Here is a 13,514-nt window from a genome sequence, read left to right on the forward strand (position 1 = left end):
GATGCCATCCCGCGCGCCCGCAACTGTCATCTCCGGGCCCTCCAGGGGCATATCCAAGATTGCCTACCTCCTCGGCTCAACCACCGGGAACATCGTCTCGAAGCTGTCGAACATTGCCAGCAGCTCGCCAAGCTTGGCGCGGTCACCCTCGACCTTGATCTGCCCGGTCTGCACCGCTTCGGGGAAGGTGGTCTGCCTGAGCGTAATTGCGTCCAGCGTGGCACGGCTCAGGGTGAGGGTTGTGTCTGCATTGCGGGCTTGGCCACTGGCATGGGTGAGCGCCGAGTTCTCCAGCGTCAGCGCGAACTGCTGCTTGGAATCGGTGAAGTTCCAGTTGATCACCATCTTCTTGCCTTCGGCCTTGGCCGCATCAAGGCGCACAGCCAGGTAGTCGAAGTACAGCTCGTTGCTCACCGCCTTGAGCGTGTCGGGGGTGCTGCTGCTGCGCGCAGGGATCTTCGGTACTCCGCCGCGCAGTTCCATCGCACCCGCCAGGTAGGCGTTGCGCCAGGTGCTGGCCTCGGACTGATAGCCCAGCTGCTCCAGGGCATCGGCGCCCAATTGGCGCGCCGCGCTGTTGTCCGGATCGGCAAACACCAGCTGATTCATCACGCTGGCCACCCAGCGGTACTCGCCTTTCTTGAAGTCATCGCGGGCACGGGCCAGCACGGCATCAGCGCCACCCATGTATTCGACCGTCTTTTTCGCATGGGGCACGGGTGGTAGCGGGTCCAGGTTGGCCGGATTGGCGTCGTACCAGCCCAGGTACTTCTGATAGACCGCCTTGGCGTTGTGGCGCAGTGTGCCGTAGTAGCCGCGTGCCGACCATTCACGCTCCAGGCTGGCGGGCATGCGCAGTTGCTCGGCGATGTCTTGCGGCCCCAGGCCGTGGTTGAGCAGGCGCAGCGTCTGGTCGTTGATGAATTTGTACATGTCGCGCTGCTTCTTCAGCAGGTCGGCGACACGCTCGCGCCCCGTCACCGGCCAGTGGTGCTGCGTGATCATCACGTCGGTCTTGTCGCCGAAGTCCAGGCGTGCCCGATCAATGTATTTGGCCCACAGGTTGCCGTCGCGCACCTCTGCTCCGCGGATGGTGTAGAGGTTGTGCATCGTGTGCGCCACATCCTCTGCCATGTTGAGCACGCGCTGTTGCGGCAGGTGGATCAGCATCTCTGCTGGAGCCTCTGAACCCGGCACCAGCTGGAACACGAAGGCCACGCCGTCGATGGTGCGCTCCTCCGTGGTTTTTTCGATAGTGCTGGTAGGCGCGATCAGGGTGGTGGTGCCGCTGGCCAGACGTTTGCCCAGGCCGGCGTCGACCTGACCGCGCGGGCCCGAGGGCAGCAACACGCCGAACTGGTAGTGCGCACGGCGGCTCATCGCGGTGCCGGCCAGGATGTTCTCGGCCACGGCCGACTCCATGAAGCCCGACGGCGCGATCACTTGTACCTTGCCGGCCGCGACATCGGCCTCGCTGACCACGCCCTTGACGCCACCGAAGTGGTCGGAGTGGCCGTGGGTGTAGATGACGGTGCCCACTGGTTTCCTGGGTCGGTGCTGGTAGTAAAGATCGAGCGCGGCGCGGGCGGTCTCCACGGAAAGCAGCGGGTCGATCACGATCAGGCTGGTGTCGCCTTCAACAATCGTCATGTTCGCGAGGTCAAAGCCGCGCACCTGATAGACCTTGTCGACCACCTTGAAAAGGCCGTGGATGAGATTGAGCTGGGCCTGGCGCCAAAGGCTCGGGTTGACGCTGTCAGCCGGCGCGTCGGCCTTCAGGAAGTCGTAGGGCTTCAGGTTCCAGACCGGGCGCGCGCCGGTACCCGGCACCAGCGCATCGGGCACCGTTCCGATGAAGCCGCGCATCGCATCCTGGAAATCCTGGCGATCGGCGAAAGGCAGCGCCTTCGCCATCTCTGCATTGGCCTTCAGCGTGGCGGGCTCGGGCGCCTTGGGTGTGGTCTGCGCCAGGACCGGCGCGGTGGCGAGCATGCAGGCCCAGGCGGCGAAGGCAATGGGAAGGAGGGAAGAACGGGGCATGGTTGTCTGCTTATGTGAACGAGGAACAAGCGAGCGACCCATTCTCGAGAGCATTCAAATCGTTGGCAAATGCAAAATATGTGCTGACATTTAAAGAAAAACGCAAAATGCAACTACGACAGCTCGAACACCTTGTTGCCCTCGCCGACCACGGCAGCTTCGGCCGCGCCGCGCTGGCGGTGCATTTGTCGCAGCCCGCGCTTTCGCGCAGCATCGACACCCTCGAGGACAGTCTGCGGGCGCGCCTGGTCGACCGCGCCTACGGCACCGTGCGCTTCACGCAAGCTGGAGAGCTGGTGCTCGCGCGCGCCCGCGAATTGATCGCTGATGCGCAGCAGATCCGGCGCGATGTACTGCAGCTCGAAGAGCTCGCAATCGGCCGCCTCGCGGTCGGGCTGGGCCCGTTCGCGGCTGGCACGCTGGGCCGTGCGGCGTTGTCGCTGATGACGCAGCGTTATCCGCAGCTGACGATGCAGGTGCAAGTGGCACATGCGAATTCGCTGTGTGAACGGCTGTACAACCGACAGCTGGACCTGTTCGTGGCCGACACACGAGACCTGAAGAAGCAGCCTGGCCTGAAGATCGCGCGTCTGCCCAACCAGCCGGTCTCGTTCTTCGTGCGGCCCAAACATCCGCTGAGCCAGCTCAAGCAGGTCACGCTGGCGCAGGCCATGCAATATCCCATGGCCGGTCCGCACCTTCCTGCCGAAGTGGCCATTCAATTCCATCGGCAGTCTCCTCGGGCTGACCGGGCTGTCTTCAACGTGGCCTGCGACGACGAAGGCACACTGCAGCACCTTGCCCTGACCGCGGATGCGGTGATCCTCGCACCGCATGCCGCGGCACTCAAAGCGAATACCGACACTCTCGTGCAGTTGCGGATCGTGGGCTTCACGGACATGCAAACGCACTACAGCCTGGTGACGCTTGTGGGACGCACGCCTTCGGCCGCGGCCAGCGCCTACATCGGCGTCCTGGCCGAATTGCTCGGGCCTACAAGGTAGCGTGCGCACAGGCCGCGGCGCCGGCAGATTGGTCAAGTGCGTTTTTTCTGCACGCCCAGCCGCACCGGCTGGGAAGAATGGACCTTGGCACCGTACCCGCTGCGCGGGGACTGGGCGAACGATAGTGGCCAGCTTGCGATGTTTTCTTACAAAGCACTGGTTCACATAGCGTTGACAATTTTTCCTCCACACGCCACCGGAGGTTGGTCATGCCATTTGAGTACCTGCAAGAACTCGCCGCTTGCGAGCTTCCATTGACTGTCCACGACCCTGCCTGCATTGACAAACTCAGGGTACTTCGGGCGGCCGATCTTGTCGCGGTGCTGGTGTCCAATGATGAAAGCCCGGTGCCATTTGCACGGGTGCTCTCGCTCACGGACAAGGGGCGAACGATGCTGGCCCAGGGCGAGGCGCGTGAAATCCTGTGACAGGGTATGGGGTGGGCAGCTCTGTGCCCGCGGTGTGGACCTCTCCGTGCGACCCCCTGCGACAAGGGCCCCGACGATGTCGGCCGATGGAGACCCCGCCAGGCGGCGATGGCTTGGTCACGCAGGCCGTCGCCCTGGCTCTTCAGGCAAGCGCCATGTCATTCTGTCGACGCTGATCCCGTCGTGCTGGGGGAGAAGAGATCCCAGCTGGCGATGAACAGGGCGGCGATGACAGGGCCGATCACGAAGCCTGTCAGGCCAAAAAGCGCCATGCCGCCCAGGGTCGAAATGAGCACAACGTAGTCAGGCATCTTGGTGTCCTTGCCCACCAGAATCGGCCGAAGGACGTTGTCCACCAGGCCGATGACCCCGATGCCGAACGCGGTCAGCACCACCCCTTGCCATACAGCGCCGGTGGCCAGGAAGTAGATCGCCACGGGCACCCAGATCAGTCCTGCGCCCACGGCGGGCAGCAGCGACAGGAATGCCATCGAAACGCCCCACAGCACGGGTCCCTGGATGCCCAGGATCCAGAAGATCAATCCGCCCAAGGCGCCCTGCGATGCGGCCACGACGATGTTGCCCTTGACCGTTGCGCGGATCACGGTGGTGAATTTGCTGACCAGCTGCCGCTTGTGCGTGTCATCCAGCGGTGTGGCCTGGCCGATGCGCAGCGCGAGGCTTGATCCATCGCGCAGCAGGAAAAACAGCAGGTACAGCATGATGCCGAAGCTCACCAGGAACTGCAGCGTGTTCTGCCCGATGCTCAATGCTTGCGCGGCCACGAACTGGCTCGCCTGGACGGCGACCGACGAGAACTTCTGTTGCAGTTCGCCAACGGTTGTGAGGTTCAGCCGGTCCAGCAGGTTGGCCGCCCAGGCGGGCAGGGCGGCGATCACCTGTTGCAGATAGAGCCCGAAATTGAGCTGGCCGGAGCGCATCCGCTCATAGATCACCGTGGCTTCTTGCACCAGCGACACCGTGATGGCGGTCATGGGCAGGATGACCACGATGAGGCACAGCCCCAGGGTGCACAGTGCGGCGAGATTGCGCCGCCTGGGCATGCGCCGCAGCAGCTTGCGGTGCAGGGGGGCAAAGAGAATCGCCAGGATGACACCCCAGAAGACGGCCCCGTGAAACTGCCACAGGATCGCCCCGAAGGCGATGGTGACAAGGGCCAGCAACAGCAAGAAGGCCTTGTTCTGGGGGGTGGGTGGTGTCATGTTGGTGCGTGGCAATGGGATACCCGGAATGTACGCGAGCGCGGGTTCCCGCTGCTGGCCGGCCCGCTCGTGAAAACCTTTCCCGTTGGGCGGCACGCTGTTCGGTGGCACAATGGCGCCCGTACCAAGGCCCTTCCCCAGCCACAGTCGCATCCGCCAATCGGTTCAGCCGTGTCGCGGAAGGTTTCTCAACCAGCTAATGCTTTCCCAAGGAAAGCGGAGGTCAGCGGAATATGAGCGATACGACGTCCGTCTATCAAGCCTACCAAGGCAACACCTACCTCTTCGGCGGCAATGCGCCCTATGTCGAAGAGATGTATGAGAACTACCTCGCCAATCCAGGCAGCGTGCCAGACAACTGGCGCGAGTACTTTGACGCACTGCAAAACGTGCCCGCGGTGGACGGCAGCAATGCCAAGGACGTTCCCCATCTCCCCGTGGTCAATGCCTTTGCCGAGCGCGCAAAGCAGGGTGGAACCAAGGTCGTCGTCGCCACCGGCGCGGATTCGGAACTGGGCCGCAAGCGCACCGCCGTCCAGCAGCTGATCGCCGCTTACCGCAACGTGGGCCAGCGCTGGGCCGATCTGGACCCCCTGAAGCGCACCGAGCGCCCCGCCATCCCCGAGCTCGAACCCTCCTTCTATGGTTTCAGCGATTCCGACCAGGAAGTGGTGTTCAACACCAGCAACACGTTCTTCGGCAAGGAGTCGATGCCGCTGCGCGAGCTGATCAACGCCCTGCGTGAAACCTACTGCAGTTCCATCGGTGCCGAGTACATGTACGCCACCGACCAGAACCAGAAGCGCTGGTGGCAGGAAAAGCTCGAAACCATCCGCAGCAAGCCCAGCTTTGGCGCGGACAAGAAAAAGCACATCCTCGACCGCCTGACCGCGGCCGAAGGCCTGGAGCGCTTTCTCCACACCAAATACGTCGGCCAGAAGCGTTTCTCCCTCGAAGGGGGCGAAAGCTTCATTGCCGCCATGGACGAACTGATCCAGTCCGCCGGCGCCAAGGGCGTGCAGGAAATCGTGATCGGCATGGCCCACCGCGGCCGCCTGAACGTGCTGGTCAACTCCCTGGGCAAGATGCCTGCGGACCTGTTCGCCGAATTCGACCACACCGCCCCCGAAGACCTGCCATCGGGCGACGTGAAATACCACCAGGGCTTCAGCTCCGACGTGACCACCCCCGGCGGCCCGGTCCACCTGTCGCTGGCGTTCAATCCGTCGCACCTGGAAATCGTGAACCCCGTGGTCGAAGGCTCCGTGCGTGCCCGCATGGACCGCCGCGCCGACCCCCATGGCAAGCAGGTGCTGCCCGTGCTGGTGCACGGCGACGCGGCCTTTGCCGGCCAGGGCGTGAACCAGGAAACGCTGGCGCTGGCGCAGACCCGTGGTTATTCCACGGGCGGCACGGTGCACATCATCATCAACAACCAGATCGGGTTCACCACCTCCGACCCGCGCGACGCACGCTCCACGCTGTACTGCACCGACATCGTGAAGATGGTCGAGTCGCCCGTGCTGCACGTGAACGGCGACGATCCCGAAGCCGTGGTGCTGGCCACCCAGCTCGCCCTCGAATTCCGCATGGAGTTCCAGAAGGACGTGGTCGTGGACATCATCTGCTTCCGCAAGCTGGGCCACAACGAGCAGGACACGCCTGCGCTGACCCAGCCGCTCATGTACAAGAAGATCGGCCAGCACCCCGGCACGCGCAAGCTGTACGCCGACAAGCTGGCCACGCAGGGCCTGGGCGAAACGCTGGGCGACGACATGGTCAAGGCCTACCGTGCCGCCATGGATGCGGGCAAGCACACGGTCGACCCGGTGCTGACCAATTTCAAGAGCAAGTACGCCGTGGACTGGAGCCCGTTCCTGGGCAAGAAGTGGACGGACGCTGGCGACACCGCCATTCCCCTGGCCGAGTGGAAGCGCCTGGCCGAGAAGATCACCACCATCCCTGAAAGCGTGACGCCGCACCAGCTGGTCAAGAAGGTGTACGACGACCGCGCCGCCATGGGCCGTGGCGAGATCCCCGTGGACTGGGGCATGGGCGAGCACATGGCGTTCGCCTCGCTCGTGGCCAGCGGCTATCCCGTGCGCCTGTCGGGCGAGGACTGCGGCCGCGGCACCTTCACGCACCGCCACTCGGTCATCCATGACCAGAAGCGCGAGAAGTGGGACATCGGCACCTATACGCCCCTGCAGAACGTGGCCGAGAACCAGGCTCCGTTCGTCGTGATCGACTCCATCCTGTCCGAAGAGGCGGTGCTGGGCTTCGAGTACGGCTACGCGTCCAACGACCCCAACACGCTCGTGATCTGGGAAGCCCAGTTCGGCGACTTCGCCAACGGTGCGCAGGTCGTGATCGACCAGTTCATCGCCTCCGGCGAAGTGAAGTGGGGCCGCGTGAACGGCATCACGCTGATGCTGCCGCACGGCTACGAAGGCCAGGGCCCCGAGCACAGCTCGGCACGCCTGGAGCGTTTCATGCAGCTGTCGGCCGACGCCAACATGCAGGTGGTGCAGCCGACCACGGCCAGCCAGATCTTCCACGTGCTGCGCCGCCAGATGGTGCGTGATCTTCGCAAGCCGCTGATCATCATGACGCCCAAGTCGCTGCTGCGCAACAAGGATGCCACCTCGCCGCTGTCCGAATTCACCAAGGGCAGCTTCCAGACGGTGATCCCGGAACAGGACGAGGCCATCGTGAAGAAGGCCGCCAAGGTCAAGCGCGTGATCGCCTGCTCCGGCAAGGTGTACTACGACCTCGTGAAGAAGCGCACCGAGCGCGAAGACGATGACGTGGCCATCATCCGTGTGGAACAGCTCTATCCCTTCCCGCACAAGGCGTTTGCCGCCGAACTCAAGCGCTACCCCCATGCCACCGACGTGGTGTGGTGCCAGGACGAGCCGCAGAACCAGGGCGCCTGGTTCTTCATCCAGCACAACATCCACGAGAACATGCTCGAAGGCCAGAAGCTGGGCTACTCCGGCCGCGCGGCATCGGCGTCGCCTGCCGTGGGTTACTCGCATCTGCACCAGGAACAGCAAAAGGCGCTGGTGGACGGCGCGTTTGCCAAGCTCAAGGGGTTTGTCCTGACCAAGTAAGGCCAGCTACCCGAACGAACACAGAACAAACAGAACCCTACTGAAAGAATTCAAAATGGCTATCGTAGAAGTCAAAGTCCCCCAGCTGTCCGAATCCGTGGCGGAAGCCACCATGCTGACCTGGAAGAAGAAGGCCGGTGAGGCCGTGGCCGTGGACGAAATCCTGATCGAGATCGAAACCGACAAGGTCGTGCTCGAAGTGCCCGCGCCGTCGGCTGGCGTGTTGTCCGAAATCATTCAGGGCGACGGCGCCACCGTGGTGGCCGAACAGCTCATCGCCAAGATCGACACCGAAGGCAAGGCTGGCGCAGCCGCCCCCGCACCGGCTGCCGCTGCGCCGGCTCCCGCGGCCGCAGCGCCCGCCGCCGCACCAGCGGCTGGCGGTTCGAAGGGCGATGTGGCCATGCCCGCAGCCGCCAAGCTGCTGGCCGACAACAACCTTTCGGTGTCGGCCGTGGCCGGCACGGGCAAGGATGGCCGCGTGACCAAGGGCGACGTGCTGTCCGCCGTGGCCGGCGGCGCCAAGGCTGCTGTGGCTCCGAGCGTGATTCCCACGGGCGTGCCGACCAAGACGCTGCCCCAGGTGTCCGCGCCTGCCGCCAAGGAAGACCTGAGCGGCCGTCCCGAGCAGCGCGTGCCCATGAGCCGCCTGCGCGCCCGCGTGGCCGAGCGCCTGCTGCAGTCGCAGTCGACCAACGCCATCCTGACCACGTTCAACGAAGTGAACATGGCCCCCGTGATGGATCTGCGCAAGAAGTTCCAGGACAGCTTCACGAAGGAACACGGCACCAAGCTGGGCTTCATGTCCTTCTTCGTGAAGGCCGCCGTGCACGCCCTCAAGAAGTACCCCGTGCTGAACGCCTCGGTGGACGGCAACGACATCGTCTACCACGGCTACTTCGACATCGGTATCGCCGTGGGTTCGCCCCGTGGCCTGGTGGTGCCCATCCTGCGCAATGCGGACCAGATGAGCTTCGCCGACATCGAGAAGAAGATCGCCGAGTTCGGCAAGAAGGCGTCGGAAGGCAAGCTGGGCATCGAAGAAATGACCGGCGGCACGTTCTCCATCTCCAATGGCGGCACGTTCGGCTCCATGCTGTCCACTCCCATCATCAACCCGCCCCAGTCGGCCATTTTGGGTGTGCACGCCACCAAGGACCGCGCCGTGGTCGAAAACGGCCAGATCGTCATCCGCCCGATGAACTACCTGGCCATGTCGTATGACCACCGCATCATCGACGGCCGCGAAGCCGTGCTGGGCCTGGTGGCCATGAAGGACGCGCTGGAAGACCCATCGCGCCTGCTGTTCGACATCTGATCCCCTGACTGTATCGACCCACCCGCGTGGCCCGGCCTCTGGTCCTGCCCGCCGGTGGGTCTTTCTCCAACAGACTGAACGAGATTTCCCATGAGCAAACAATTTGATGTGATCGTCATCGGTGGTGGCCCCGGCGGCTACATCGCCGCCATCCGCGCTGCCCAGCTGGGCTTCAACGTGGCCTGTATCGACGAGTGGAAGAACGAGAAGGGTGGCCCCGCGCCCGGCGGCACCTGCACCAACGTGGGCTGCATTCCGTCCAAGGCGCTGCTGCAATCGTCCGAGCACTTCGAGCACGCCAACAAGCACTTCGCCGAACACGGCATCACGGCCACCGGCGTGAAGATGGACGTGGCCAAGATGATCGCCCGCAAGGACACCGTCGTGAAGCAGAACAACGACGGCATCCTGTACCTGTTCAAGAAGAACAAGGTCAGCTTCTTCCACGGCCGCGGTTCGTTCGTGAAGGCCGCCGAAGGCGGCTACGAGATCAAGGTGGCCGGCGCCGCCGAAGAGGCGATCACGGGCAAGCAGATCATCATCGCCACGGGCTCCAACGCGCGCGCGCTGCCCGGCACGCCGTTTGACGAAGAATTGGTGCTGTCCAACGACGGCGCGCTGCGCGTGGGCGCGGTGCCCAAGAAGCTCGGCCTCATCGGCTCGGGCGTGATCGGCCTGGAAATGGGCTCGGTGTGGCGCCGCCTGGGCGCTGAAGTCACCATCCTCGAAGGTCTGCCCACTTTCCTGGGGGCCGTGGACGAGCAGATCGCCAAGGAAGCCAAGAAGGCGTTCGACAAGCAGGGCCTGAAGATCGAGCTGGGCGTGAAGGTCGGCGAGATCAAGACCGGCAAGAAGGGCGTCTCCATCGCCTACACCAACGCCAAGGGCGAAGCCCAGGCGCTGGAGGTGGACAAGCTCATCGTCTCCATCGGCCGCGTGCCCAACACCATCGGCCTGAACACCGAAGCCGTGGGCCTGGCCCTGGACGAGCGCGGCGCCATCGTCGTCGATGCAGACTGCAAGACCAACCTGCCCGGCGTGTGGGCGGTGGGCGACGTGGTGCGCGGCCCGATGCTGGCGCACAAGGCGGAAGAAGAGGGCGTTGCCGTGGCCGAGCGCATTGCCGGCCAGCACGGCCACGTGAACTTCAACACCGTGCCGTGGGTCATCTACACCAGCCCCGAGATCGCATGGGTGGGCCGCACCGAGCAGCAGCTCAAGGCTGACGGCGTGAAGTACAAGGCCGGTACCTTCCCGTTCCTGGCCAACGGCCGCGCGCGCGCGCTGGGCGACACCACCGGCATGGTCAAGATGCTGGCCGATGCCGACACCGATGAGATCCTGGGCGTGCACATCGTGGGCCCGCAGGCCAGCGAGCTGATCTCCGAAGCCGTGGTGGCCATGGAGTTCAAGGCCAGCAGCGAGGACATCGCGCGCATCTGCCACGCGCATCCGTCCCTGAGCGAAGCCACGAAGGAAGCGGCCCTGGCCGTGGACAAGCGCACGCTGAACTTCTGATATTTGAATAAAAACCGGCTCCAGCGCTTGACCATCAAGCGCTGGCAGCTATTAAATTCATAGTATCAGGACAACCACCACGTGACCGTCAAACAGGCTTACCTGGCCGAGCTGGCCGCCAAAGGCTTTCAAAGCGACCCTGCCCAGCTGCGTGCCGTGGATGCCCTCCAGCGCTGCGCCGATGAATGGGCGGCCTACAAGGCCCGCCGCTCCAACGCGCTCAAGAAGCTGATCAACCGGCCGGACATTCCGCGCGGCGTGTACATGTATGGCGGGGTGGGGCGCGGCAAGAGCTTCCTCATGGAGTGCTTCTTCGACGCCGTGCCCCTGAAGCGCAAGGTGCGCCTGCATTTCCATGAATTCATGCGCGAGGTCCACCGCGAGCTGGCGGCGCTGCAGGGCACGGTGAACCCGCTGGACGTGCTGGGCGAGCGCATTGCGCGGCGCTACAAGCTCATCTGCTTCGATGAGTTCCACGTTGCCGACATCACCGACGCGATGATCCTGCACCGCCTGCTGGCGGCACTGTTCGACAACGGCGTGGGTTTTGTCACCACCTCCAATTTCAAGCCCGACGACCTGTACCCCGGCGGCCTGCACCGCGACCGCATCCTGCCCGCGATCGCCCTGCTCAACGAGCGGCTGGAAGTCGTCAATGTCGACAACGGCACCGACTACCGCCGGCGCACCCTGGAGCATGTGAAGCTGTACCACACGCCACTGGGGCCCGAGGCGGACGCCGAGATGGGTCAGGCCTTCGACCAGCTGGCCGAAGTGCACGACGAAGACCCGGTGCTGCACATCGAGGCCCGCGAGATCCGCGCCCGCCGCAAGGCCGGCGGGGTGGTGTGGTTCGACTTCAAGACGCTGTGCGGCGGTCCCCGTTCGCAGAACGACTACCTGGAGATCGCGACGCAGTTCCATACCGTGCTGCTGTCCGACGTGCCCCACATGCCCGTGAGCATGGCGTCGCCCGCGCGGCGTTTCACCTGGCTCGTGGACGTTCTCTACGACCGGCGGGTCAAGCTCATCCTGTCCGCGGCGGTGCCGCCCGAACAGCTGTACACCGAAGGCCCCCTGGCGCACGAGTTCCCGCGCACGATTTCGCGGCTCAACGAGATGCAGTCCAAGGAATTCCTGGCGCTGGAGCGCCGCACTGTCGATACGGGGCTGACATGATCATGCTGAAGCGCCTGGCCCTTGTTGTCCTCGCAGGCTTTGCCTGTGTTTTCGCGGCCCCTGCACCGGCGCAATCCGGTGCGCCAGCGGGTGTGCCGCAGGGCAGCCCACAGGCCGCGGCCGCCCAGCGCAAGGCGGAGCACGACCGTATTCGCCACGAGCGCGATGCCATCAAGGCCCGGCGCCAGCAGGACGAAGCGGCCTGCTACCAGCGCTTCTCGGTGGAGGACTGCCTTCGCGGTGTCCGTGCGGGAGCGCGTGACGCGGAATCCCGCCTGCGTGCCCAGGAGATCGAACTCAACGACGCGGAGCGCAAGGAAAAGGCGGCGGAGCGCCTGAAATCGATCGAGGAAAAGCAGCGGGCGGTGGTGCCGGAGGGGCCGTCGGCGGGTGCCAGCGCGCCGGATGCCTTGCTGCGCAAGCCGCACGATCCGCAGGGCATGAAGTCCCAGCGCGACCAGGAGGCAGGGCAACGGGCGCAGCAGCAGCGCGACCGGGTGCAGAAGCAGGCAGAGGAACGGGCTGCCCACAATGCCACGAATGCCGAGCGTGCCGCGCAGGCGCGCGAACGCCACGCGGCCGCGCTCAAGGCCGCGCAGGAACGCCGCGCACGGATAGAAAAGTCGCAGGCAGAGGCCGCTGCCCAGGGGCGCAAACCCGCCGCGCCGCTACCCGCCGCTTCGGCGGCGCGCTGAGAACGGTTCTGGCGGAGGGCATGCGCAGGCGCGCCGCGCAGGGATCTGGCGGGGCGGCCTGGATCTGCTGGCGCAGGCGTGAGCCCACCAACCAGCGTCAGCCGGGCCCCGGGGCGTATCAGGGCCGGCCTGCGTCGGCGGGGACCAGGCGCGCCACCTTCTTTTCTTCCACCAGCGCTTCCATCTTCACGATGACCAGGGAAAGGTTGTCACCGCCGCCGCGCGCCCGGGAACGGGCTTTCTCGATCAGGAACTCCGTGGCTTCCCGTGGCGACAGCGAGTCCACCACGGAACCCAGTTCGGTGGGCGAAAAGTAGTGCCACACGCCGTCGCTGCAGGCCATGAGCACGTCGCCCGGCTGCAGCTGCGGAATCACATGGGTGGTGATAGGCGGGTCGCTTTCGGTCCCCAGGCAGCCCACCAGGATGTTGGAATGCGGATGGTTGTTGGCCTCCGCCTCGGTGAGCTCGCCCCGGTCCACCAGTGCCTGGACATAGGAATGGTCGCTGGTGCGAAACACCATGCGCGCGCCCTGAAAGTGGTAGATGCGCGAATCGCCCGCGTGCACCCAGTGGCAGTCGCCGCGCGGGTTGATGAGGAAGGCCGCGATGGTGCTGTGCGGCTCCTGCTCGGCCGCGATGGCCGTGAGGCGGATGACGATGTGGGCTTCCTCGACCATGCTCTTGAGCATGGCCACCGGGTCGTCGGTGTCCGGAGAATAGCGTTCGAACAGCTGGCGCGCCGTCATCATGACCTGGTCGGATGCCTTGCGCCCGCCGCTGCGGCCGCCCATCCCGTCGGCAATCACGCCCAGCACGCAGCCGTTGTGCCGCTCGTGCGAGATCAAGGTCACCTGGTCTTGCTGGTACTCCCGGTCACCCTTGTGGATACCGGTGGACGCGATGAGGCGAAACGCTTTGGTCATGCTGGTGATTGTGGGGGCGCGTACGCAAACGGCCGTCGCGGAATGCGGGCCAAGCGCGTATTATCCGCCCG

10 protein-coding genes are annotated in these 13,514 nt (G+C 64.8%); 7 read left to right on the top strand and 3 right to left on the bottom strand.

The annotated features are described in order from the left end of the window. Positions 1–63: 63 nt before the first annotated feature. On the bottom strand, positions 64–2,040 hold the full coding sequence (locus AC1RVY_RS01510; RefSeq protein WP_492804996.1) for an alkyl/aryl-sulfatase: 1,977 nt from the start codon (positions 2,038–2,040) through the stop codon (positions 64–66). Positions 2,041–2,054: 14 nt separating this feature from the next. On the opposite strand from AC1RVY_RS01510, the gene AC1RVY_RS01515 reads away from it, so the two are divergent. Both AC1RVY_RS01515 and AC1RVY_RS01520 read left to right on the top strand, forming a co-directional pair. Then, the gene (locus AC1RVY_RS01515; protein ID WP_492804998.1) at positions 2,055–3,044 is read left to right on the top strand and encodes a LysR family transcriptional regulator; all 990 of its coding nucleotides are present in this window, start codon (positions 2,055–2,057) and stop codon (positions 3,042–3,044) included. Between the two features lie 209 nt (positions 3,045–3,253). After that, positions 3,254–3,472: a hypothetical protein gene (locus AC1RVY_RS01520; RefSeq protein WP_218294817.1), complete on the top strand. Its 219-nt coding sequence runs from the start codon at positions 3,254–3,256 to the stop codon at positions 3,470–3,472. 158 nt (positions 3,473–3,630) lie between these two features. Here the strand turns inward: AC1RVY_RS01520 and AC1RVY_RS01525 are convergent, their stop codons facing one another. Further along, complete coding sequence (locus AC1RVY_RS01525; protein WP_218294818.1) at positions 3,631–4,695, bottom strand: AI-2E family transporter; 1,065 nt, start codon at positions 4,693–4,695, stop codon at positions 3,631–3,633. A 233-nt stretch (positions 4,696–4,928) separates the two neighbouring features. Between AC1RVY_RS01525 and AC1RVY_RS01530 the strand changes: the two genes are divergently transcribed. From AC1RVY_RS01530 to AC1RVY_RS01550, 5 genes are all read left to right on the top strand, one after another. Further along, positions 4,929–7,808, top strand: a complete 2,880-nt coding sequence (locus AC1RVY_RS01530; protein ID WP_218294819.1) for a 2-oxoglutarate dehydrogenase E1 component — start codon at positions 4,929–4,931, stop codon at positions 7,806–7,808. A gap of 55 nt (positions 7,809–7,863) precedes the next feature. Next, positions 7,864–9,126 carry a 2-oxoglutarate dehydrogenase complex dihydrolipoyllysine-residue succinyltransferase gene (gene odhB / locus AC1RVY_RS01535; RefSeq protein ID WP_218294820.1) on the top strand — a complete coding sequence of 421 codons (1,263 nt, stop codon included), beginning with the start codon at positions 7,864–7,866 and terminating at the stop codon, positions 9,124–9,126. A 90-nt stretch (positions 9,127–9,216) separates the two neighbouring features. Then, positions 9,217–10,644 carry a dihydrolipoyl dehydrogenase gene (lpdA, locus tag AC1RVY_RS01540; protein ID WP_492805000.1) on the top strand — a complete coding sequence of 476 codons (1,428 nt, stop codon included), beginning with the start codon at positions 9,217–9,219 and terminating at the stop codon, positions 10,642–10,644. 81 nt (positions 10,645–10,725) lie between these two features. Next, complete coding sequence (zapE, locus tag AC1RVY_RS01545; RefSeq protein WP_218294822.1) at positions 10,726–11,823, top strand: cell division protein ZapE; 1,098 nt, start codon at positions 10,726–10,728, stop codon at positions 11,821–11,823. Continuing rightward, entirely contained in the window at positions 11,820–12,518 is a 699-nt protein-coding gene (locus tag AC1RVY_RS01550) for a hypothetical protein (RefSeq protein WP_492245348.1), read from the top strand. The genes zapE and AC1RVY_RS01550 overlap by 4 nt, the downstream gene beginning before the upstream one ends. A gap of 118 nt (positions 12,519–12,636) precedes the next feature. On the opposite strand, the gene AC1RVY_RS01555 is transcribed toward AC1RVY_RS01550, so the two are convergent. Further along, a complete protein-coding gene (locus AC1RVY_RS01555) occupies positions 12,637–13,443 on the bottom strand; it encodes a PP2C family protein-serine/threonine phosphatase (RefSeq protein WP_218294824.1) in 807 nt (268 codons plus the stop codon). Between the last annotated feature and the right edge of the window lie 71 nt (positions 13,444–13,514).

It is taken from the genome of Acidovorax sp. GW821-FHT11A03, assembly GCF_058809075.1.